The organism is Comamonas sp. GW821-FHT11H03, from assembly GCF_058807955.1.
Map to the genome: position 1 here is coordinate 309,059 of NZ_JBXARF010000001.1, position 23,738 is coordinate 332,796.

Below are 23,738 nucleotides of genomic sequence, written 5' to 3' on the forward strand. Positions count from 1 at the left end.
TATGACAACATTATGTAAAAAATCATCGAATATTCATTTATTCATATATTTTTTGCTTTAAATCAATAAAAGCAGATAAAGAAAAACCGCAACCCGGGAGGTTGCGGTTTTCTGCTTATTAAGTGCGTCTGTCAGCCCAGTCGCACCGGCACAAAGATTTTGTTGCCATCACGCCAGATCAGCACAGCCACGGTCTTGTCCGCTTTGGCGACTGCGGCCCGCACCTCATCGATATTTCCGGCAGGTGCGCCATTGATGGACAGCAGCACATCTCCCTGGCTGATGCCTGCTGCTGCAGCCGGGCCGCTGGCCTGAGCCACCAGCAGGCCGGAGTCCACACCAATCTGCTTTTTCTCCTCAGGCTGCAGGGGGCGCAGCGCCAGCCCCAGCTTGCCCTTGTCTGCATCGGGAGAAGACTTGGCCACCTTCACAGCCTTATCGCTGGCATCGCCCAGGGTCGCACTCAGAGTCTTGGATTCACCCTTGCGCCAGACTTCCAGCGTTACCTTCTGCCCCGGCAAGGCCTGTCCGATAAAGGCTGGCAGATCGCCCGAACCAACAACGGGCTTGCCATCCACCTTGCGCACCACATCGCCTGGTTCCAGTCCGGCCTTGGCGGCAGGGCCATTCTTTTCGACACTAGCCACCAATGCGCCTTCGGGCTTATCCAGCTTGAAGGAATCGGCAAAGGCCTGATTGACCTCCTGCACACTCACGCCCAGCTTGGCATGCTGTGCCTTACCCGTTGCCTGAATCTGCTGCTGCACTCGGGTTGCCAGTTCGATGGGAATCGCAAACGACACCCCTTGATACCCGCCCGAGCGGGTGTAGATCTGGCTGTTGATACCCACGACCTCGCCCTGTGCGTTGAAAAGCGGGCCCCCAGAGTTTCCGGGGTTGATCGCCACATCCGTCTGCAGAAAAGGCACAAAGGAGTCGTCAGGCAGAGAGCGCCCCTTGGCACTCACCACGCCAGCCGTCACGCTGCTCTCAAAGCCGAAGGGCGAGCCGATCGCCAGCACCCAGTCGCCCACACGCAGCTGGCTGGTCTGGCCCAGCTTGACCGTGGGCAGGCCGCTGGCGTCAATCTTGAGTACCGCCACATCGGTCTTGGGGTCGGCTCCCAGCACCTTGGCCCTGAACTCGCGACGGTCGTTGAGCTTGACCGTCACTTCCTTGGCTCCGCGCACCACATGGGCGTTGGTCAGAATCACGCCATCGCTGGACACGATAAAGCCCGAGCCCTGTCCGCGCATGGGTGTATCGGGCTGCTGCGCGCGCGGCCCCATGCCCTGACCACCGGGCATGCCTGGAATGCCGAACTGGCGGAAGAATTCAAAGAAGGGATCGTCGGGGCTGATGCCCGGGCCCTGTTGCTGGCGTTCGGTGGTCTGGTCGCCTTCATCGTCGCTCATGGCGCGAGAGGAACCCACCACGCTGATATTGACCACGGCCGCGCCGTTGCGCGCCGTGATATCTGCAAAATTGGGGGCATTCACCGCAGGCAGGTTAAGGGCTGCGGGCTGCGCAGCCACTGCAGATTGCGTCACCTGCGCCTGGGCAGCGCTGCGGGTTCCCACCAGGCCGGCGCCAGTAGCGCCCAGTGCGCCAATCGCACCAGCAGCCACCAGGGCCATCACCAGTCGGCGAGGTGTGGACAGAATTGTGTTCATGGTCATCCTTTCAAAGAAAAGCACCGGATCGGTGTCGTTGAAGGGGAGTTTGAACATGCACACTTAGGCCAGACTTAGGCCCGTGCAGCTGTGGGCCAAAGGCCTGATCCGGCAGCCGCCGGCTCGCACGCTGTCCGGCGTGCTCAGGCTCTTTGCAGCCTCAGATCAGCTCCAGCACCCGCTGCGGCGGACGGCAAAGCATGGCACCCTTGGGCGTGACCACGATGGGGCGATTGAGCAGCACCGGGTGCGCGGCCACGGCCTGAATCAGCTGCACATCGCTGACAGCGGGGTTATCCAGGCCCAGCTCCTTGAACTGCGCTTCCTTGCTACGCAGCAAGTCACGCACGGGCACGCCCAGATGCGCCACCAGCTCGGCCAGCTCCGGCGCAGTGAGCGGCGTGGCGATGTAATCCACAATATTGGGCTCAATGCCATGCTCGCGCAGCAGCGCCAGCGCGCCGCGCGAATTGCTGCAGCGGTTGTTGTGAAAAATGGTGATGTCAGGGCGATTCACGGGGGTGTCTGTACTTGTAGCCATGACTGCAGTGTAGCGAGCCTGTGCCTGTCCAAGGCTTGGCAGGCAGTCACTGCATAGCAGCTATGCCGGCTGCACCAGAACCAGGCAGAGCGCCATCTCATAGACTGTCTGCAAAACATCATGAGGAGACAATATGCCCGCTTTCACCGCACGTGAACCCTCCACTTTGAACCGTCGCCAATGGAGCCAATGGGCTGCAGCCACCGCCTTGGGCAGTCTGGCCGGCACTGCTGTTGCGCAGGACTCGAGGTACCCCAGCAAAGCCATACGCATGGTCATCCCGTTCACGCCCGGCGGCTCTGCAGACATTCTGGGTCGCGCCATAGGTCATGAGCTGACGACCGCCTGGGGCCAGAGCGTGGTGCCGGAAAACGTCGCCGGCGCAGGCGGCAGCATTGGTGCGGACCGCGTGGCAAAGGCCAGTGCCGATGGCTACACCCTGCTCATGGGCCATGTCGGCACGCTGGCCGTTACACCCACGCTCTACCCCAAGCTGCCTTACGACCCTATCAAGAGCTTTACGCCTCTGGCCTGGGTGGCGCGTGTGCCCAACGTGCTGGTCGTGCATCCATCGCTGCCGGTCAATGATCTGGCATCGTTCATCAGCTACGCCAAGGCCAACCCGGGCGCAGTGAATTTCAGTTCGGGGGGCAACGGCAGTGCCGCGCATATGACCATGGCCTATCTGAGCCTGCAAGCCGGGCTGAAGATGCAGCATGTGCCCTACAAGGGCACGGCACCGGCCGTCAATGACCTGGTGGCCGGCCAGGTTCAGGCCTTGTTCACCGGCATCCCTGCCGTGCTGGCCCAAATCCGCTCCGGCCAGATCAAGGCGATCGCCGTTTCATCACCCCAGCGCATCCCTGCACTACCCAATGTGCCTACCGTGGCCGAAGCAGGCTTGCCCGGCTTTGAGGCCGACCAATGGTATGGCGTGGTCGGCCCTGCCAATATGCCCGCCGACGTGGTCGCCAAGATCAATCAGCAGATCAATGCCTCACTCCGAAGCCCCGCCATCCTCGAGCGTCTGCAAAGCGAAGGCGCCCAGCCCATGCCCAGCACGCCCAAGGTTTTTGCCGACCTCATCGTCAAGGACCTCGCGCGCTGGCGCAAGGTCATCGTCGACAGCAAGATGACGCTTTAAGCGCCCAGGGCCTGCGCTTCAGGCTGCGGCGGAACTGGTCGCAACCGGGGCTGCCGTTGCGGACTCCCGCTCTTCCTCGTGGGCATCGAACTCGCGCCCCGGCAGCAGCAGATTCAGGCCCACGGCCACCAGCGCACCCACGGTAATCCCCGAGCCGAAAACCTCGCGCACAAAGGCAGGCATCTTGGAGAGCAGATCGGGGCGCACCGTCACGGCCAGACCGCAGCCCAGCGAGACTGCAATGATCAGGCCGCTGCGCCGTGTTTGCTCGGCGCTGCTGAGCATGCGGATGCCCGCCAGGATGATCATGGCAAACATCATCAGGCCCGCACCGCCGAGCACTGGCTGGGGAATCGTCACCACCAGCGCTCCCAGCACCGGGAACAGTCCGGCCAGCAGCAGCATCACGCCGGTCAGCATCACCACATGGCGGCTGGCCACGCCGGTGAGCGACACCACGCCCACGTTCTGCGCGAAGGTGGAAACCGGCGGGCTCGACATCACGGCGGCAAAGGCCGATCCCACGCCGTCGCACAACATGCCGCTGGACAGGCGCTTGCCTCGGATAGGCGTCTGTGTTGCCGCCCCCAGGGCCATGAAAGTGCCCGTGGTCTCGACAATGGTCACGAGAAAGGCGATGGACATGGCAACGATGCCCGATACCGGAAAGCTCATGCCGAAATGCAGCGGCTGGGGAATCGCGAAGATGGGCGCCTCGCGCACTTGGGTGAAATCGATCAGACCCAGTGCCAGGCACAGCAGATAGCCGCAGGCAATGCCCAGAACCACGGCCGATGCCGAGATCACGCCCTTGCCCCATTGCACAAAGCCGATCACCAGCGCCAGCACAAAGCCGGCAATCGCCAGATTGCCCACCGCACCATAGCTGCCGCTGCCCACGCCGCCTGCGGCCCAGTCCACCGCGACGGGCGTGAGCGACAGCCCGATCATGGTCACGACCACGCTGGTCACGGTATGCGGAAAGAAACGACGGATCACCGGCATGAAGAAGCTGCCGATGATCATCACCAGCGAGCCCACCAGCGAGGAGCCCAGGATGCCGGGCACGCCGTGCTCCAGTCCCACGCTGATGCCCGCGCCAACAAAAGCGAAGCTGGTACCCATCACGCAAGGCAGGCGTATGCCGACCGGCCCCACGCCACGGCACTGGATGATGGTGACCACGCCCGAGCCCAGCAACGCCGCATTGACCAGGGCCACGATCTGGTCGGCCGGCAGCTTGAGCGCACCGCCGAACACCAGTGGCACGGCGATGATGCCGCCCAGCGCGGCGAGCAGATGCTGCAGCGAAAGCAGCGTGGTGGTGATGAGGCTGGGTGGACGGTCTTCCACCCCGTAAAGCAGCTTTTCCATGGTCTTGTCTCCTGTTTTTTAGGTATGCAATCGCCGGGGAATAGGCTTCCCCGCGAAGGCCACAAGACTAAGCACGCAACCGGGAGCTCTCATATGCCGTTGCCGATACAGCCCATGCGCGGCGCCGTATAGCGTGTCCAGCATCGAGAAAGAATTTCTGGCACTCCAAGTCACCTGACACCAGTCCCGAGCCCACTTTTCTTCCAGTGCCACAAAGGCTTGGAATCTCTCTCACACCGATGTCCGGCCATCGCAATGGACCCACGATGGCCGTCACCGAAAAGTCTCAATGCCCTGCGGCAGCTCGCTCGAACAGGCTGCACGCAAGATGGCGGTGCTGGCCCAGAACCACGGGCAGGTCGGCGGTCAGCAGACGCCCGTCCTCGACCACCACACGCCCGTTGATGACGCTGCTGGACACATTGGCCGGCGTGCAGAACACCAGCGCTGCCACAGGGTCGTGGCCGGCACCCGCATAGCCGACGTCTTCCATGTCGAAGGCCACGAAGTCGGCAGACATGCCCGGAGCCAGTGCGCCGATGTCATCGCGGTTGAGTACGCGCGCACCGCCCAGCGTGGCGATCTCCAGCGCCTCTCGGGCACTCATGGCCGCCGGGCCGTAGCCCACGCGCTGCAGCAGCATGGCCTGGCGCGCCTCGCCCAGCATGTGGGCACCGTCGTTCGATGCGCTGCCGTCCACCCCCAGGGCCACGGACACGCCGGCATCGCGCATGCTGCGGATGGGTGCGATGCCCGATGCCAGGCGCATGTTGGAGCATGGACAGTGCGCCACACCGGTGCCGGTGCGCGCAAACAGCGCAATGCCCTCGGGATCGAGCTTGACGCAATGCGCATGCCAGACGTCGCGCCCCACCCAGCCCAGGTCCTCGGCGTATTGCGCCGGGGTCAGGCCGAACTTCTCGCGCGAGAAGGCCACGTCGTTGTCGTTCTCGGCCAGATGGGTGTGCAGCGAGACGCCGTGCGCACGCGCCAGTACCGCCGATTCGCGCATCAGATCACGCGTCACCGAGAACGGCGAACATGGGGCCAGAACCACGCGCAGCATGGAGTGGCGCGAGCCGTCGTGGTACTGCTGGATCAGGCGCAGGCTGTCGCGCAAGATGGCCTCTTCCTCCTCCACCACCACATCGGGTGGCAGGCCGCCCTTGCTGCGGCCCAGGCTCATGGAGCCGCGCGCGGCGTGAAAGCGCATGCCCATCTGCTGCGCAGCCGCAATGGAATCGTCCAGGCGCGAGCCATTGGGAAACAGGTACAGATGGTCGCTGGTCGTGGTGCAGCCCGACAGCATGAGCTCGGCCATGGCGGTCTGGGTCGAGACATGGATCATCTCGGGTGTCAGATGCGACCACAGCATGTAGAGGTTCTGCAGCCACGAGAACAGCTCGGCATCCTGGGCGGCCGGCACGGCACGCGTCAGGCTCTGGTACATGTGATGGTGGGTGTTGACCAGGCCCGGCGTCACGACCTTGCCGCGCATGTCCAGCACGCGCGCCTGGCCCTCGTCGGCCATGCGGCGGTATTGCGCCGGCAGCTCGGCCGTTGCACCCACCCACAGCAGGGCCGGGCCGTCCGCCACCAGCGCACCGTCCTTGATCTCGCGGCGTTGCGCATCCATGGTGACCAGTACGTCGGCATTCAGGGCAATCAGGGTCATGGGTTTCTTCCTCTCTAAACAAGAAGCGCAAGTCTAGAGAGGCACCCAAGCGCGCGATAGCGCTGAATTCAGCCAAGCATGTCCACAAAATGTGGACGGTGAATCAGTGTTTTCTGGCGTAGAGCCGCGCCAGCGCGGATTCGATGCTTGCCGCCATGAGCTCGGCAGCCGCGCTCAGCTCCGCGCCCTTGCGCACGAACAGCATCAGGGTCTGGCGCTGCAGATGCGCATCGCGCAGAGGCACGAAGCTCAGCGAACCGCGATCGAGCTCCTCCAGTACATCCAGAGCGTTGAGCAAGGCAATGCCCTCGCCCAGCATGACCAGGCGCTGTATCAAGGCCATGGAGGTGGACTCGGCCACCGGCGTCACCTCGATGGCACTGCGCGCGAAGGCTTCGTTGAGCAGACTGCGTATGGTCAGAGCCGGTGCTGGCAGAATCAGCGGATGGCCCACGCATTCGCTGAGCAGCAGCGACGAATGATGGGCCAGCGGGTGCTTGATCGGCAGGATGGCTCCGATCTGCCATTCGCTGGCCGCCAGCATGCGCAGACCGGGTCTGGGGGTCAGATCGTAGGCAAGACCCAGATCCACCTCCCCGGCTTCCACGGCAGACACAATGGCCTGTGTCGGCAAGTCGATGACACGCACGACCATGCCCGGATGGCTGCTGCGAAAGTCATGTACCAGCGATGGCAGCAAGGAGCCTGCCAGGCCCGATGTGGCCGCCACCGTGATCTCGCCGCGTCTCATGCCCTTGAAGTCGGCAATGCGCTCGCGCAGCGCTGCATGTTCGCGCAAGGTGCTGCGCACATGGGTCAGCACCATCTCGCCCAGAGGCGTCAGGCGCAGGCGGTTGTGGATGCGGTCGAACAGCGGCGCCCCGAGCTCGGCCTCCAGATCGAGAATCTGCCGGTTCACGGCCGTGGGAGCCACATGCAGGTGCTCGGCCGCCTTGCGGATGGAGCCGCGGCGAACCACTTCATCGAGATAACGCAAAACTCTGGCGTGCATGCGCGCAGCCTACAGGGTTTGAATGGGTGCGCAAAGCGCCGGCAGAGCACCTAGTTCTGGCGCAGCCTGTCCACTTCGGTGTGCAGGTCCTTGGCCCAGGCGCGGCGGTCGCGACCTTGTGCGCTCTGCGCATCGCCATAGTGCACCACGGCTATCAGCTGCTCCGAGCAAAGCACGCGCCAGATGGAGCCCAGCAAGGTCTCGTCGCCCACATAGGTTGCGGCATAGCTGGTGCTGCCTGTCTTGCCATCGACAAAGCGCAGCCCCACGGGCTGTACCGGCGCATCGCATTGCACGGCGGCTTCGAGCAGATTGGAGTGAAACGGGAGCAGGCTGCGTCCATCGCCCGTCGTCCCTTCGGGAAAAACGGCGAGGATTTCGCCGCGCTTGAAGGCATCTTCCATGGCTGCCACCATGCGCACGGCATCGCGGCGCGAGCTGCGCTGGATGTAGAGCGTGCCTGCAGCCGTCGCCAGCGTGCCGATGATGGGCCAGCCCTTGACGTCGGATTTGGAGATGAAACGGCAATGGCGCGCCGCATGCAGCAGCGGAATATCGAGCCAGGAGATATGGTTGCTGACCATGAGCACCGGCCCTTTGGCCGGTGGCTGCCCCTTGACCTGCAGTTGCACCCCGGCCCGCAGCAGCAGCGTTGCGGCCCAAGCCTGCACATGCTCGTGCTGCTGCAGGTAGTGCAGCTGTGGAAAGCGAAACGCCACGATCCAGGCGCCCTTGGCCACATGGGCCAGCAGACGCAGTCCGCGCCATACCGCACGCGAGCCGGTTCTGATTTTTTGCAAGCCGTTTGCCATGATTTCCGATGAGTGTAGCGACTCGCCTCGCACAAGTTGCACCAACTTGAAACCGGCAAGCGCTAAGACTGGCGCAATGCAAAGTCAGAGGCACCGAGGAAGCGCCGCCGCGCACCGAGGGTGTCGTCCCCCTCCCGATGCAACGCATCGAGAGAGGGGGAAGCGGCAAAGCCGCTCAGGGGGAGCCTATCGTTGATAAGCGACAGCGCCGTCAACGATAGTCGTTACCACCCGCGCAGGCAGTTCGTACCCGTTGAATGGCGTGCTCTTGCCCTGGCTTTGCAGCGCCTTGGGGTCGACCGTCCACGCAGCCTCTGGGTCGACGATGCACAGATCTGCCACGCCGCCCACGTTAAGCTGCCCCAGCAGAGACTGCTGCTCGCCCAGGGCGCTGCCCAGCACGGCAACGGGCGCCGAAGTCACGACAGCCAGTGCGCGGTTCAGCGGCACCCTGTAGTCGCGGCTCCACTTCACGGCAATCGACAGCAGCAGCTCCACGCCGGTCCCACCGGGTTCGGCTTCGGCAAAAGGCAGCACCTTGGCGTCTTCGTCCACCGGGCAGTGATCGGAGACCAGCGCATCGATGGTGCCGTCAGCCAGCGCGGCAGACAGCGCATCGCGGTCGCGCTGCTGACGCAGCACCGGCACCACACGGGCGCTGCTTTCGAAGTAGCCGATGTCGTTCTCGGTCAACAGCAACGAGTTGATGGACACGTCGGCGGTCACGTTCAGACCTTCGGCCTTGGCTCGGCGCACCAGCTCCACGCCGGCGGCGCTGGAGATGCGGCACAGGTGAACCCGGGTCTGCGAGCCACGGATCAGCTCGAAGATGGTGTGCAGCGCAATCGTCTCTGCCGCCACGGACACCCCGGCCAGACCCATGCGGGTGGCCAGCGCACCACTGGCGGCCACGCCCCTGCCCAGATCCTTGTCCTGCGGGCGCAGCCACACGGCATAGCCAAAGGTGTTGGCGTAGCTCAGCGCACGGCTCAGTGTGGTGATGCTGGACAGCGGCACATCTGCCTGACCGAAGGCCACGCAGCCGGACTCGGTCAGCTCGGCCATCTCGGTCAGCGTCTCACCCTTGAGACCTATGGTCAGCGCGCCCATGGGGAACAGACGCGACTTGTGCTGCTTCTCGGCACGGAACTTGAGCATTTCCACCAGGCCCTGCTCATCAAGCACGGGCTCGGTATCGGGCAGGCAGACCAGGCTGGTCACGCCGCCGGCCACGGCAGCAGCCATCTCGGACTGCAGCATGCCTTCATGCTCGTGACCGGGCTCGCGCAGACGCACGGCCAGGTCCACCAGACCGGGCAGCACCCACTGGCCCGAGGCGTCGATTTCACGCTCGGCCACAAAACCATCGGGCACCGTGCCGATGGCGACGATCACGCTGCCATCGATGGCGATATCGGCCTGCTGGTCGAAACCTCGTGCCGGGTCCATCACCCGGCCATTGCGAATCAGAATCTTCATGGTTTGGCACCAAATTGGCTTCCAGCCCTTGCCACACAAGCGCTAGCAGCTACAAAAATATTACTTATCTGAAAACCGGCGCGCTCCAAGCCAGGGACGCCGAGCAAGAGCCGCCTCGCAGCGAAGGCGTCGTCCCCCTCCCGCATCGCGAGAGAGGGGGAAGCCGCGCAGCGGCTCAGGGGGTGTTCAAGCCTCATTCCCCGCGACGATCGACATGACAGCCATGCGCACGGCGATACCGAAGGTCACCTGCGACAGGATCACGGCCTGCGGGCCGTCCACCACGGCGGAGTCGATCTCCACGCCGCGGTTGATGGGGCCGGGGTGCATGACGATGGCATCGGGCTTGGCCAGTTCCAGGCGCTTTTCGGTCAGGCCGAAGCTCTTGAAGTATTCCTGGCTCGAAGGCAGCAGCGCGCCGCTCATGCGCTCGTTCTGCAAGCGCAGCATGATGATGACGTCGCAGTCCTTGATGCCCTCCTCCAGATTGTGGAAGACGCGCACGCCCATGCTGGCCATGTCCGAGGGCACCAGGGTGCGCGGTCCGACCACGCGCACCTCGGCAGCGCCGAGCGTGGTCAGGGCGTGGATGTCCGAGCGCGCCACGCGCGAGTGCAGCACGTCGCCCACGATGGCCACGCGCAGATTGGAGAAGTCCTGCTTGTAGTGGCGGATGGTGTACATGTCCAGCAGGCCCTGGGTGGGGTGGGCATGGCGGCCGTCGCCGGCATTGACCACATGCACATGGGGCGCCACATGCTTGGCGATCAGATAGGGGGCGCCCGACTCGCTGTGGCGCACGACAAAGATGTCGGCCGCCATGGCCGAGAGGTTGTCGATGGTGTCCAGCAGGGTTTCGCCCTTGCTGGCAGAGCTGCGCGCGATGTCCAGGTTGAACACGTCGGCCGACAGGCGCTTGGCCGCAATTTCGAAGGTGGTGCGGGTACGCGTGCTGTTCTCGAAGAACAGATTGAACACGCTCTTGCCACGCAGCAGCGGCACCTTCTTGACTTCACGGTCGTTGACGCTGACGAAGTTGCTGGCCGTGTCGAGAATCTGGGTCAGGATGTCCTTGGACAGGCCTTCGGTGGAGAGCAGGTGGATCAGCTCGCCGTTCTTGTTGAGTTGGGGGTTGCGCTTGTACAGCACGATCAGGCCTCTTGAATACGGAAGTGGAAAACACCGCCCTCGTCGCGCGCCAGCGCCAGGGAACGGTCGGCCGGCAGCGCCACGCGCGCTGCGGCAAAGTCGGCCTGGATGGGCAGCTCGCGCCCTCCCCGGTCCACCAGGACGGCCAGTCGCACGCTGGCGGGACGGCCGTAGTCATAGAGTTCGTTGAGCACGGCACGCACGGTGCGGCCGGTGTAGAGCACATCGTCGAGCACCAGCACATCGGCGCCGTTCACATCGAAGGCGATCTGGGTCTGGGCGCTGGAAGCCATGCCGCGCTGGGCAAAATCGTCGCGGTGCAGCGAGGAAGACAGCACGCTGGGCTTGCCCTTGAGGTTCAGATCCTTGTGCAGGCGCTCGACCAGCCAGGCACCGCCCGAGGTGATGCCCGCCAGCCGGGTGTTCGGCCCCATGATGCGCTGCACGCCGCGCAGCAGCTCGCTATACAGGGCTTCGGCGTCCAGGATCAGGCTGCCCTGACCCGCAATGGTTTCACTCATGGGAGACTCCTCAAAAACTGTTCAAGAATGATGCAGGCCGAAGCCGCGTCGGCGTCGCGTGCGCCACCCGCCAGGGCTTCAGTCGTGCTGTAGCGTTCGTCCACCTCGTACACCGGCAGCTTGAAGCGGCTTCTGAGCTGGCGGCCGAATTTCAGGGCCCGGGCCGTGTTCTCGTGGGCCGCGCCATCGGGGTGGTAGGGCACGCCGATCACCAGGGCATTGGGTTGCCACTCGCGGATCAGCTTTTCCACTGCGCCCAGGCGTGCATCCGCCCCTTCGGCCTTGATGGTGGGCAGCGGGTTGGCGCCGCCCAGCACGCGGTTGCCCGAGGCGCAGCCTGTGCGCTTGATGCCGAAGTCAAAGCCCAGGAACTGCTGGAAATGGGCCGGCACCTCGGGCTTTTGCGGTGCGGGCGCCGCCTCAGGCCTGGCAGCCGCATTTTCGGCCGAGGAAAAAGTCGAGGAAAAGGCCGCATCGGCGGCCTTGTTGGAAGAGGAAATATCGTTCATGCGCGACCCGACTCTGGGGACAACATCCAGCGCTGCAGTCCCAGCAGGCCCAGAGCGCGGTCATAGCGCTCCTCCACCGGGGTGCTGAAGATCACATCGGGGTCGGCTTCCACGGTCAGCCAGGCGTTTTCACCGATTTCGGATTCGAGCTGGCCCTCATCCCAGGAGGAGTAACCCAGCGTGACCAGCACGCGCTTGGGGCCGGCACCATCCGACAGGGCTTCGAGCACGTCCTTGGAAGTGGTCATCTCCAGGCCACCTGGAATGGTCATGGTCGAGGCATAGGCCGATTCGTTCTCGGGTGCGCCTTCGATGACCATGGGCTCATGCAGCACAAAGCCGCGATCGGTCTGCACCGGGCCACCGGTAAAGACCTGCTGGTCGCGCAAGTCATCGCGCTTGAGACCCAAATCCACTTTTTGCAGCAGGCCTTGCAGGCTGAGCTTGGAGGGCTTGTTGATAATCAGACCGAGCGCGCCACGCTCGCTATGCTCGCACAGGTAGACAACGCTGCGCGAAAACGACTCATCTTCCAGGCCGGGCATGGCAATCAGGAAGTGGTGCGTCAAGTTGATAGGCGCAGATTCTGCAGACATACAGCGATTTTACTGGCGATCCATGACTCCTTCTTACCCTGTGGGCTTGATCTGGCTGCGGCGCGACCTGCGTCTGGCCGATAACGCGGCCCTCTACCATGCATTGCAGCAATGCGAAAAGCTGTATTGCGTCTTTGTCTTCGACGACAGCATTCTTGCCGCCCTGCCCCACGCCGACCGCCGTGTGGAGTTCATCTGCCAGAGTCTGGCCGAGCTGGATGCAACCCTGCGCGAGACCTCGGGACGCCCGCAGACAGGGCTGATCACCCGGCGCGGCCTGCCCCAGGACATCATCCCGGCCCTGGCCCGGCAACTGGGCGCAGGTGCCGTCTTCTGCAACGACGACGACGAACCGGCGGCATTGGCCCGCGACGCCCTGGTGGCGCGCAGCCTCAAGAGCCAGGGGCAGTTGCTGCTGCGCTTCAAGGACCACCGCATCTTTGCGCGCGACGAGGTGCTGACCCAGAGCCTGACGCCGTTTTCGGTCTTCACGCCCTACAAGAACGCCTGGCTCAGGAAGGTCACGCCCTTTTACCTCTCGGCCTACCCCAGCGAGCGCGATCTCGCGGCCAGGCTGGCCGATCTGCCGGACACCGAGCGCCGCCCGACTCCCTCGGCTGCGGATCTGGGCTTTGCCCCGGACGCGCTGGCCGGCCTGCGCCTGCCCACCGGCGTCAGCGGCGCCCGCCAGTTGCTGGCCGACTTTCTTCCGCGCCTGCCGCAGTACAAGACGGCGCGCGACTTTCCGGCCCTCAAGGGGCCCAGCTACCTCAGTGTGCATCTGCGCTTTGGCACCGTCTCGATACGCGAGCTGGCCCGCCTCGCCCACGAGGCGGCTCACAACGAGGACTGGTCTGCCGCGGCGCGCGAAGGCGCGGCCACCTGGCTCAGCGAGCTGATCTGGCGCGACTTCTACTTCCAGATCCTGGCCCACCAGCCCTATGTCGTGGAGCGCAGCTTCAAGCCTGCGTATGACGCTATCGAGTGGGAGACGGGAGCCGAGGCCGAGGCCCTCTTCGCCGCCTGGTGCGAGGGCCGCACCGGCTACCCGCTGGTCGATGCCGCCATGCGCCAGCTCAATACCAGCGGCTATATGCACAACCGGCTGCGCATGGTCACGGCCAGCTTTCTGGTCAAGGACCTGGGCCTGGACTGGCGCCGGGGCGAGGCCTATTTCGCCGAAAAGCTCAATGATTTCGACCTGGCGGCCAATAACGGCGGCTGGCAATGGGCGGCCTCCACGGGCTGCGATGCCCAGCCCTGGTTCCGCATCTTCAACCCGGTGACCCAGAGCGAGAAGTTCGATCCGGACGGCAAGTTCATCGCGCGTTATGTGCCTGAAGTGGCTCAGTTGCCGAGCAAACTGCGGCATGCCCCCTGGCTGGCCAAGCCGCTGGAGCTGGCGGCCGCTGGTGTCGTGCTTGGAAGCAGCTACCCGTTGCCTGTGGTGGATCATGCTGTCGCCAGAGAGAGGACGCTGGCGCGGTATGGGGTTTTGAAGAAGGAGTCTTGAGGTTTTTTTCTGCTTGGCTGGCGACAGAGGCCGGAAATTCGCTGCGGCGGGCGACCTACCATCTTCAGCAAGAAAGCAGGCAAAGAGCCAGCCCCTGCTGCCCAAGTGATAACGATGCAGTTTCACTCTGCGGTGCAACTGCACGCCGCAAGAGGCCGCCGTCGCAAGCGTGGGCACAAAGGGGCCATACCGTAAACGGAATAGCTCAGAAATAGATTTGATAGCTGCCACCGCAATTCAGGCAAGCGCTTGAGCCCGATTTCGCCACAAGTCTTGCAGGCTCTCCGCTCCCACCCGTCTGGCTGCGCCTGCGGCACGCGGTTCAGGCGGCAGGCAACGCTGCCGAAGGACAGCGTTGCTTTGCGATCTGGCTTGCGGCAACGTGTTTGAACGCAGCGCCAAGGGCGCGCAGCGAGTTTTGCCGCACCTCAGCCTGAATTGCGTGACGCAGGTTTGCCCGGAGCGAAGCGCAGGGACGCAGGCAATCGGGGCGTGTTCTTTTGCCTTCTTTGCTTGCACGAGCAAGAAAAGAAGGTCGCCTGGGGGGTGAGTCCCGGCCTCTGCATCAAAAACAAACCACGACACCCAAAGAAGCACACACCAAAAACAGAAGCGGCTTGCGCAAGTCCCTCATGCATTTCAGATTGATATCAATCTGAAATTCAATAATGACCAGCGCAAGCCGCTCCCTTATCAGTAGCAAACCTTATTCGACTACAGCTCCCACCCCATCCACCACGGGCCCGCCAAGCGGGCTGCGCTCGGGTGCAGGGCCGCTGCGCTGCAAGGCGTAGTGCTGGATCAGACCCAGCAGCTCCTCATCGGAGTAAGGCTTGCCCAGGTAGTGATTGGCGCCCAGGTCACGGGCCATTTCACGGTGCTTTTGGGCAATGCGTGAAGTGATCATGACCACCGGCAGGCCTTCGAGCTTCTGATCGGCGCGAATATTGCGCAACAGATCGAAGCCGTCCATGCGTGGCATTTCGATGTCGGACAGCACCAGGGTCGGGCGCTCGTCCTGCAGACGCTCCATGGCTTGCAGGCCGTCGGCAGCCAGCGTGACACGGTAGCCTTCACGCTGCAGCAGACGCTGGGTGACGCGGCGCACGGTGATGGAGTCATCCACCACCAGCACCAGTGGCACCGTGGTCTGCGCAGCTTCGGCACCCAGCAGATCGGCACCGCCTGAACGCGCCTGCAGTTCGCCATCGGCTGCGGCCTGCTCGGCCTTGGCCAGCATGGCACGCACATGCTCGCCGTGGACGTTGGCCAGCGCCACCGGGTTGTAGATCTGCACCACGGCCCCCGAAGGCAGCACGGACATGCCGGTCAGGCCCGGCAGGCGCGACAACTGCGGGCCCAGGTTCTTGATCACCACTTCCTGGTTGCCCAGCACTTCGTCCACATGCAGCGCCACGCGCTGCGAGGCACTGCGCACGATCACCACGGGGCGCGTGCGGCCAAGGTTCTCCTCGCTGCGCAGCGAGGTCTGCCACAGCGCGCCGGCCCAGTAAAAAGGCATGACTTCGCTGCCGTCCTGGAACTCCTGCTTGCGGTAGCTTTCCTCCAGCACATCGACGGGCACGCGGCGCACGATTTCCACCAGGTTGGCGGGAACGCCCATGGATACGGCGCCCATGCGCAGCATCACCACCTGGGTCACGGCCGTGGTCAGCGGCAGCACCAGACGGAAGGCGCTGCCCCTGCCGGGTTCGGTATGGGTCTCGATACGACCGCCCAGCGCGTTGACTTCGGAGCGCACCACATCCATGCCGATGCCGCGACCGGCAACGCCCGTCACCTCGGCGGCGGTGGTAAAGCCCGGCTCGAAGATCAGACGCGCCGCCTCTTCCAGCGTCATGGGGCGCTCGTCGGTCCACAGCTTGAGGCTGATGGCCTTGCTGCGAATCCGCTCCAGATCCAGACCGGCGCCGTCGTCTTCCACGGACAGCGCCACGTCGTTGCGCTCCTGACCCAGCACGATCTCGATGGTGCCGACAGCCGGCTTGCCCAGCTCCTGGCGCCGCTCGGGAGATTCGATGCCGTGAGCCACGCAGTTGCGCAGCAGATGCTCGAAGGCCGGCATCATGCGCTCCAGCATGCCGCGGTCCATTTCGATGGTGCCGCCCAGGATGTTCAGGCGCACCTGCTTGCCCATTTCCTTGGACGTCTGGCGCACCACGGCGTACAGACGCTCGGCAAAGGAGTCGAACTCCACCATGCGCGTGCGCAGCAGATCGCGCTGCAGATCACGCGCCTGCCGGCCCTGGGCCACCAGATCGTCTTCGGCAGCGGCCAGGTCGCGCTGCAGATTGCGCTGCACGGTGGCCACGTCGTTGACCGACTCGGCCATCATGCGCGTGAGCTCCTGCACGCGGGTGAAGCGGTCGAACTCCAGCGGATCGAAACCGGCTGCCGTGTCCTTGGACAGGGCCAGACGCGACTGCATCTGACTTTCGGCCTGCACCTCGATGTCGCGCAGCTGCGTGCGCAGGCGCTCCAGGTTGCCCGTCAAGTCATTGAGCGCCGAACGCGCCTGCGACAGCCGCGCATCGACACGCGAGCGGGCAATCAGCACTTCACCGGTCTGGGAAATCAGGCGGTCCAGCAGCTGCGCACGCACACGCACGGTCTGCTGCGATGCGGCGCGTGGCACCACCGGCGCAGGCAGCTGAATCGCCTGCGCGGTCTCTGTGGTGCTCTTCTCACCGGCTTCAGCAGCCGTCGCGGTCGGCGTCGCCTCGGGCTCAGCCGTACCCAGATGCAGTGCAGGCTGTGCCAGGTGGTCGTCCAGTTGCGCCAGCGGCTGCTCGGGCTCCTGCTCACCCGCCATGCGCAGCACATCGAAGCTGGCTTGCAAAGCGTCAAAGCGGCTCAGCAGCGGCTCTATCGCGTCGGCTACGGGACGCTCCTGGTCGATACGCTCCACCGCCGATTCCAGGCGGTGGGCCATCTCACCCATGCGCATGGCACCCGCCAGGCGGGCACTGCCCTTGATGGTGTGCAGCGCGCGCAGGGCTTCGTTGCGAGCCTCATCCAGCTTCGGGCGCCCATGCCAGCGGCGCAGTGCAGCACCGAGCTTGGGCAGCAGGTCGATGGCCTCTTCCTCGAAAATGGGAAACAGGTCGGCATCGACCTGATCGAGCACATCGATATCGTCTTCGTCATCTCCGGCATGTACCGCCAGAGCAATGGCTTCATCGATGCGGCGCTGCAGCTCGGCCTCATGCGCCATGCTGCCTGCGGCAGGCACCATGGAATACGGTGCCTGATCTGCGGCTGGCACCACGGCACCCAGCAACGGGTCGGCTGTTGATGCTCCCGCGTCTTCCTCGGCCACCGCCTCGAGCCCATCACCCGCACGCTCGGGCAAGCTCGGCTCCTGCGACAGCTCGGCAGCAAAGTCCAGTGGCAAGTCCTTGGGATCTGCAGGCGGCTGCAGCACCTGCACCTCGGGCCACTGTGCCTCATCCAGCTCGGCCAGATCGGTCAGAGCGGACAGCTCAAGATCGGCAGTGTCAGTTGCTGCACCGGCATCGATCGGAGTATTCAGGATTTCACGCAGCGCGTCTTCGACAGCGGGCAAGGCGTCCTTGAGGAAGCCTGCTGCAAACTGATGCAGCAAACGGCGCACTTCATCGGATGCGGTCACGCATTGCTGAATCTGCAGCGCACTGGCATAGCCCTGAGGCTGCAGATGCAGCAGTGCATGCTCGAGCAAACGCGCCAGCTCCGACAAGGCCTTGAAGCCCACGGTGCCGGAGCTGCCTGCCAGCGAATGCGCCAGCGCGATCGCATCATCGGGAATGGCTTCGGCCGGCTCTTGCAGCCACTGCTGCAACGCCTCGCCCAGTCGCTCGGACCAGTCATCCGCTTCGTTGAGATAGACGTTGTACAGCGCTGCGCTGATGCGCAGGCCGTCAATATTGCGATAGCCGTCGTCCGGCTCCTCGGCTGTCTGCCCGGACACCGGCTCCATCGCCGGGACTTCGGGCTCGGCCTGAACGGGCTCTGCGGCCTGAACGGGTTCTTCGGCCATGACCGGCTCGGGCACGCCATCCAGCAAGGCTTCAATGGCCTCCAGCTCGCGCACAGCCTCTGCGGATGGCAACTCGGCCACCGTTTCAACAGAGGCCGTTTCAACAGAGGCCGTCTCCTCGGGGCCAGTCTCCATGCCGGTCTGCACGGCGATGGCAGCCTCTTCGCTTTCGCGCATGGCCGCTTCGAAGGCGGCGAAGTCCAGCTCCTGCACCTCGTCCACACCGCTGCTTTGCTCTGGCGAGGGCTGAGCCTCGATCACCGCATCGGCAGCAGCGTATTCGGTCTGCTCCGGCTCGCGCTCGCCTTCCAACTCCAGCGTGGGCAGCGCGGATGCTTCGAGCAGCTCCGGTGCTGCCAGCTGCTGCAGCAGATCGTCGGGAATATCCAGCTGCGGCAAGGCAAAGTCGGCCGTTGCCGATTCCGGCTCAGGCACAAGCTCAGGCTCCTGCACAGGCACGGAGGGCAGCTCCTCCAGGGAGAAGTCCAGTTCCGGCATGGCAAATGCGGGCTCGCTCTGGGCTGGCTGGGCATCGGCGCCGAGCTCTGCAGCCACGGCCCCGGACTGCGGCGGCCACTCCAGCTCCTCGGCCAGCTCCTCGGCCAGAGCGGGCGGCAGCTCCTGCACCGGCTCGTGCACTGGTTCCTGCGCTGCGGAGGCTGACGCCTCGGCCACGTCCCACAGCGGCTCCGTGCGCTGCACGCGCTCGGAGCGACGCGGAACCAGGGCCACATCGGCACGCTCGCCCTGCAGGCGCATGGCGTCGGCGGCAGCGCGGAAGGCCGTGGCCGACCAGTTCTGCGCCTGCTGGTTCTCGATATCCTGCGCCCAGACAGCAAAGGCTTTCAGGGCGTCCTGAGCCAGCTGCTGCATGGCCTGCGGCATGGGCCGCTGCTCTGCCAGCCAGGCATTGAGCATCTGCTCCATGGCCCAGCCAGCTTCGCCAAATTCATCCAGCCCCACCATGCGCGAGCTGCCTTTGAGCGTGTGAAACGCCCGGCGAAGCGTGGTCTGCTCGCTCAGGTTGCCGGGCTCATCGGCCAGAGCCTGCAAGGCTTGCAGGCCGTTATCCACGACTTCACGGGCTTCCTCCAGGAAGATGGACAGCAGCTCGTCGTCGCCATCGAGCTCTTCGGCACTCAGCTCGGCGGACGCAGACGGGGGCTCTGTCGCAGCCGCTGCTGCGCCGCTCGGGCCGGTCAGATCCTGGCCTGAATGGGAGGCGGCGACGGCGTCATCCGCTGCCGCTCTGCCCGATTGCATGTCCGCAAACACCTGGGCCATGGCATCGGCCAGAGCATCGGAGCCTGCCACTGCCGGCTCGGCCACAACGGGTGCGGCCATGGCCTCGAAATCGGGCAAGGCACCGGGCTCGGTCGCAGCCCAGGGCGGGCTGTCCTCGTCGTCAGTGAGTCGGGCGTGCAAGGGCTGCGGCTGGGCCACCGGCCGCACTTGGGTGGGCGGCGGCGGTGCAGCGACCGAAGGCTCGACGGCCGCGGCAGCTGCTGGGGTGGCCGCTGTTGGTGTGGCAACTGTGGCGGATGCAGAGACCGCAGGCTGCGCAGACGGCACGCCGTCCATGGGAATATCCACGGTCGGACGGAAGGCTTCGGGGCCGCGACTGCGGCTGTGACCCATGACGATGCGCAGCTCGTCCTTTTCCTCGTCATAGACGAACAGCTTGCGCGCCATATTGCGCTGGTAGCTGAGCATGTCGATGAGAAAACCCATGGCGCCCAGACTGCTGCCCAGCTTCTCGAAGATACGCGGCTGATTCTCGACCGTCACCTCGCCGAGCATCAGATGCTCGACGGTGTCACGCATGCGCTGCATGGCGGTCGCGGCCTGCTCGAAGCCCAGCACCGACAGCACGCCACGCATTTGCCCCATCTGGCCCGGCACCGAGGCCAGCACCGAGGTGTCAAAGGGGTTGCGAAAGAACAGATCCAGATGCTTCTCTGCCTCGCCCAAGGTGATGCGCAGCTCGCCCACCACCGATCCCATGGTCTGCTGGTCGCTGGCCTGGCGGTAGAGCTCCTCCATCCAGATTTCCAGCGGCTCGGACTGAGCACCATGCAGCGCCGCATCCAGACGCTGCACCAGCACCCTGGACTGGGCGGCCTGTATTTCGTCGTCATGCCCGGCCGTCATGAAGCTGGCCTGCAGATACAGCACTGCGGTCGCCACCTCCATAGCCAACTCGGCCGGAGGTGGTTCGCCGATGCGCTCCACCGTCTCGGCGACACGAATCAGCGCGCGCGCCAGACCGTGGCTGACAGGCTGCAACTTGACCAGCGACTCGGACACCAGCCCGAACTGCTCGGCCATGGATCTGATCTTGCTGCGATCACCACCGGCGACCGCTGACCAGGTTTCGGCGGCGGCCGCAATGCGCTTGCGCGCCTGCACCAGCACCGAGGGATCGAAACGGCCATAGCGCGCCACGTGGTAGTCCACCACCGGCATGTGCTCCATGGCATAGGCCTCGTGCACGGCCTTCAGGCTGTCGCCGGCCTGCTCGCGGGGCCTGGCCTGCGCGCAGAAGAACATCAGGTCCTGCAGCAGACGGGCGGGCGGCAGGCTGTCGCCCTTGGCCATGCTGGCGTACTGCATGAGCACGCGCGAAGCCATGCGCTTGACGTAGATGTCTGCCGTGATGAGCCCGCGCGCCTGAGCATCAAAGAAGGCCGCGGCAATCTTCCAGAAGCTGCGCGCCGCCACATCTTCGGGCTGAGCGGCTGCAAAGCGCCGGCAAAGCTCGCACATCTGCGCTGCCGCCTCCCGGTCGTCGCTCTTGACCATGCGCAGCACCACGCCGTCCAGCATGGCACGTGCATGCGGGCCATAGGCCAGAGGCTCGGGCATGGTTCCGGTCCAGCGGGGCTCGCGCGCACGGCGCTCCGCCGGCCACAGGTCTGCCGGGTGTGCCTTGTCGTTGCCGGCCAGCATCTGGGTCTCACGATACTGGGGGAACAAGGCTACGGCGGAGACCTGCTGGCCGGCCAGCACGGCCTCCAGGAATTCCATCAGCGCAAAGTGCGTGCGCTCCAGCGTGGTCGCCGCTTCCTGCGTGCAGTATTCGGGACGCTGTACAAAGCGGTTGACCGCAGCTTCCATGCTGCGCATCACCTGCGCCGGAGCGTTGACGCCCACCATCTCCAGCGCGCCACAGGCCTGGTGCAGTTGCTGGCGAGCAATGCGCAGTGCCGATGTATCCAACTCCTCAAGATCAGACAAACGGGCTGCATCCGCATCGCGCATGAAACGGTTCACCGCCTTGGACGCGGCCTCCAGCGACTTGCGCACTTCATCGAGCACCCAGGCCAGCGGCCCCAGATCCTGCTCTGCAGTTGCAGACATGGCTGCACGTATTGGCGAGTCGTCAACCACTGACATGCTCTAGTTCCTTAACCCTCAAGGGTCGTGCATTTTTATGAGAGAAAGAGCCAGTCAAATCAGGCAATCTTGAATCGGGAAACGGACTGACGCAGCTCTTCAGCCATATGGGAGAGCTCGCGCACCTGCTGTGCCGTGGTGCGGGTGCCCTCGCCGGTTTGCTCGGTCACGGCAAAAATGTGCTGAATGTTTTCCGCCACGCCGTTGGCCATATTGGCTTCACGCGAAGTGGAGCTGGAGATCTGCTCGATCAGCTCGGCCAGTCGGCGCGACACGCTGTCGATTTCAGACAGTGCGGTACCCGCAGAGTCGGACAGACGGGCCCCTTCGACCACACCCTGGGTAGAACGCTCCATGGCGGCCACGGCATCCTGGGTATCGGTCTGAATCGCCTTCACCAGCGCGGCAATCTGTCGCGTGGCGTCTGCCGAGCGTTCCGCCAGACGCTGCACTTCTTCGGCCACCACCGAGAAGCCGCGACCGGCTTCACCGGCGGATGCGGCCTGAATGGCGGCGTTCAGCGCCAGCACGTTGGTCTGCTCGGTAATGTCCGAAATCAGTTCGGTAATTTCACCAATCTCCTGGGACGATTCGCCAAGGCGCTTGATTCGCTTGGAAGTGTCCTGGATCTGATCGCGGATGGAGTTCATACCGCCGATGGCGTTCTGCACGGCCTTGAGACCCGAGTCCGCAGCCTGCAGCGACTGGCGGGCCACCTGGGCCGACTCCTGCGCCTGGGCCGAGACGTTGTTGATACGGCCGGCCATGTCCAGAATCGACTTGCCGGTTTCGCGAATTTCATGCAGCTGCTCGTTCGATGCAGCCAGCAGCTCGGTCGATGTGACGTCCACCTGCTCGGTGGTCTGGGCCACGCGGGTCACGGTGTTCTGCACCGAGCCTACCAGCGCGCGCAACTCTTCCACCGTGTAGTTCACCGAGTCGGCAATCGCGCCGGTGATGTCCTCGGTCACGGTGGCTTCCTGCGTCAGATCGCCTTCGGCCACCGATTGCAGCTCGTTCATCAAACGCAAAATGGCGGCCTGGTTGGCATCGTTGATGCGCTTGGCTTCCTGTTCCTGCAAACGGGCATCGACCTGGTGGCGCTCGGCTTCCTGCTGGCGCGCCCGGCTGTCCAGCAGTTGCACGCGCGAGATGCCGACACCGCTCAGAACCACGGTCAAGATGGCGATGGTCAGCAGAGCCAGCTGCAGCATGCTGACCCCACCCTGTCCCTGCAGAGCCGTCTGCAGCTGCTCCAGCTGCTGGCGCAGCAGTTCGCTGTCGTTGTTGATGCTGGCCTGCGCTTCACGGGCCGACACCAGACCTTGCAGATTGCCCAGAATGGCGCTGGCCTGCGTGCGCGTATCGTCGTACTGCTTGATCAGCGTCTCGAGCTGTTCACGCACCTGGGGGTCGCGTGCCGCCGACAGCCGCATCTCGGCGTTGCCGTTGAGCAGACCTTCGGAGATTTCCTTGAAGGAGTTCAAGTCCTTGCCCAGCAGGAAAACGGCCTCGGGGCTCACACCCTCCAGGGTCTGGAATTCGTTGGCCGACTTGGCAATACGCTGGGTCAGCATCACGAGCTGGCCGGCTGCAGAGATCTCGGCCGCGCCGGCGCCTTGCTGCAGCTTCAGCGATGAAATGGTTTCTGCGGTTTCCAGCAGATCGGAGGACTGGCGGTTAATGGTGCGCAGCGCGTCGCCCACCTGGGTCAGCGTCTTTTGCTGCCCGAGGATCAGCCCCGCACTCTTTTCAGCGCGCTCCATCAGGGTGCTGATGGAGCTGAGCTCGTCCTGCAAACCACCGCCCAGTGCATTCACGCCGAGATCGGAATCGCCGGCAGCCAGCGCTCGCACGTTGCGCGCCAGAACACCGGAGCTGTCCTTGACGTCGGCAAACGCGGGAGCTGCCCCTGTCATGGCGATGGAGACCGACTTGGCCAGACGCTGCGACTGCATCAGCGCCTGACCGGTTGCCGCCAGCTGCTGGTTGGAGTTGCCGGCTTCGCGCAGCATCCAGGCCGACAGCACCACCAGTACCAGCACCGAGCCACCGAGCAGGGTGAACAGGGTGCGCTGGTGCTTGGCCGTCGTGGCCGTGCCGAGAATGGGCAGGCTCACCAGCTCATCCGCACGGGCCGATTCCTCGACACCGAAGACGGAAGGTGCTCCCTGCACGCTGTTGAGCGAGCCGTCATACAGATCCTGTACGACCGTGTCTCCCATCATGCTGCTATCACCACTGGCGGCTGCCGCATTGGGCTTGCGTCGGAACAACTGATTTATTTTCTGTGCAAAGGACATAG

Annotated in this window: 15 protein-coding genes; 2 read left to right on the plus strand and 13 right to left on the minus strand. The window is 64.3% G+C overall.

From position 1 onward, the window contains the following. Positions 1–131: 131 nt before the first annotated feature. Both AC1RTQ_RS01545 and arsC read right to left on the minus strand, forming a co-directional pair. Positions 132–1,673, minus strand: a complete 1,542-nt coding sequence (locus tag AC1RTQ_RS01545) for a Do family serine endopeptidase (RefSeq protein ID WP_492873859.1) — start codon at positions 1,671–1,673, stop codon at positions 132–134. Between the two features lie 160 nt (positions 1,674–1,833). Further along, positions 1,834–2,214, minus strand: a complete 381-nt coding sequence (arsC, locus tag AC1RTQ_RS01550) for an arsenate reductase (glutaredoxin) (protein WP_302089172.1) — start codon at positions 2,212–2,214, stop codon at positions 1,834–1,836. Between the two features lie 133 nt (positions 2,215–2,347). Between arsC and AC1RTQ_RS01555 the strand changes: the two genes are divergently transcribed. Further along, on the plus strand, positions 2,348–3,358 hold the full coding sequence (locus AC1RTQ_RS01555) for a Bug family tripartite tricarboxylate transporter substrate binding protein (protein WP_492873861.1): 1,011 nt from the start codon (positions 2,348–2,350) through the stop codon (positions 3,356–3,358). An 18-nt stretch (positions 3,359–3,376) separates the two neighbouring features. Here the strand turns inward: AC1RTQ_RS01555 and AC1RTQ_RS01560 are convergent, their stop codons facing one another. The 9 genes from AC1RTQ_RS01560 to AC1RTQ_RS01600 all read right to left on the minus strand — a co-directional run bounded on the left by AC1RTQ_RS01560 (position 3,377) and on the right by AC1RTQ_RS01600 (position 12,485). Continuing rightward, positions 3,377–4,732, minus strand: a complete 1,356-nt coding sequence (locus AC1RTQ_RS01560) for a nucleobase:cation symporter-2 family protein (RefSeq protein WP_492873863.1) — start codon at positions 4,730–4,732, stop codon at positions 3,377–3,379. Between the two features lie 286 nt (positions 4,733–5,018). Then, positions 5,019–6,407, minus strand: coding sequence for an 8-oxoguanine deaminase (locus tag AC1RTQ_RS01565; RefSeq protein WP_057093465.1), 1,389 nt, complete (start codon positions 6,405–6,407; stop codon positions 5,019–5,021). Positions 6,408–6,510: 103 nt separating this feature from the next. Next, the gene (locus AC1RTQ_RS01570; RefSeq protein ID WP_492873866.1) at positions 6,511–7,419 is read right to left on the minus strand and encodes a LysR family transcriptional regulator; all 909 of its coding nucleotides are present in this window, start codon (positions 7,417–7,419) and stop codon (positions 6,511–6,513) included. Positions 7,420–7,469: 50 nt separating this feature from the next. Next, the gene (locus tag AC1RTQ_RS01575) at positions 7,470–8,231 is read right to left on the minus strand and encodes a lysophospholipid acyltransferase family protein (protein WP_492873868.1); all 762 of its coding nucleotides are present in this window, start codon (positions 8,229–8,231) and stop codon (positions 7,470–7,472) included. Positions 8,232–8,417: 186 nt separating this feature from the next. Next, a complete protein-coding gene (locus tag AC1RTQ_RS01580) occupies positions 8,418–9,710 on the minus strand; it encodes a dihydroorotase (protein ID WP_492873869.1) in 1,293 nt (430 codons plus the stop codon). A 186-nt stretch (positions 9,711–9,896) separates the two neighbouring features. Beyond that, a complete protein-coding gene (locus AC1RTQ_RS01585) occupies positions 9,897–10,859 on the minus strand; it encodes an aspartate carbamoyltransferase catalytic subunit (protein ID WP_003051536.1) in 963 nt (320 codons plus the stop codon). Positions 10,860–10,861: 2 nt separating this feature from the next. Further along, positions 10,862–11,380 carry a bifunctional pyr operon transcriptional regulator/uracil phosphoribosyltransferase PyrR gene (gene pyrR, locus AC1RTQ_RS01590; RefSeq protein ID WP_003075383.1) on the minus strand — a complete coding sequence of 173 codons (519 nt, stop codon included), beginning with the start codon at positions 11,378–11,380 and terminating at the stop codon, positions 10,862–10,864. After that, entirely contained in the window at positions 11,377–11,889 is a 513-nt protein-coding gene (gene ruvX, locus AC1RTQ_RS01595) for a Holliday junction resolvase RuvX (protein ID WP_492873871.1), read from the minus strand. Before ruvX ends, pyrR begins: the two co-directional genes overlap by 4 nt. Next, the gene (locus tag AC1RTQ_RS01600; RefSeq protein WP_302089164.1) at positions 11,886–12,485 is read right to left on the minus strand and encodes a YqgE/AlgH family protein; all 600 of its coding nucleotides are present in this window, start codon (positions 12,483–12,485) and stop codon (positions 11,886–11,888) included. Before AC1RTQ_RS01600 ends, ruvX begins: the two co-directional genes overlap by 4 nt. A 22-nt stretch (positions 12,486–12,507) precedes the next feature. Between AC1RTQ_RS01600 and AC1RTQ_RS01605 the strand changes: the two genes are divergently transcribed. Continuing rightward, complete coding sequence (locus tag AC1RTQ_RS01605) at positions 12,508–13,998, plus strand: cryptochrome/photolyase family protein (protein WP_492873874.1); 1,491 nt, start codon at positions 12,508–12,510, stop codon at positions 13,996–13,998. Between the two features lie 706 nt (positions 13,999–14,704). Here AC1RTQ_RS01605 and AC1RTQ_RS01610 read toward each other — a convergent pair. Together AC1RTQ_RS01610 and AC1RTQ_RS01615 are read right to left on the minus strand one after the other, a co-directional pair. Continuing rightward, entirely contained in the window at positions 14,705–21,433 is a 6,729-nt protein-coding gene (locus tag AC1RTQ_RS01610; RefSeq protein ID WP_492873875.1) for a hybrid sensor histidine kinase/response regulator, read from the minus strand. A 59-nt stretch (positions 21,434–21,492) separates the two neighbouring features. Beyond that, positions 21,493–23,736, minus strand: a complete 2,244-nt coding sequence (locus AC1RTQ_RS01615) for a methyl-accepting chemotaxis protein (RefSeq protein ID WP_492873877.1) — start codon at positions 23,734–23,736, stop codon at positions 21,493–21,495. Between the last annotated feature and the right edge of the window lie 2 nt (positions 23,737–23,738).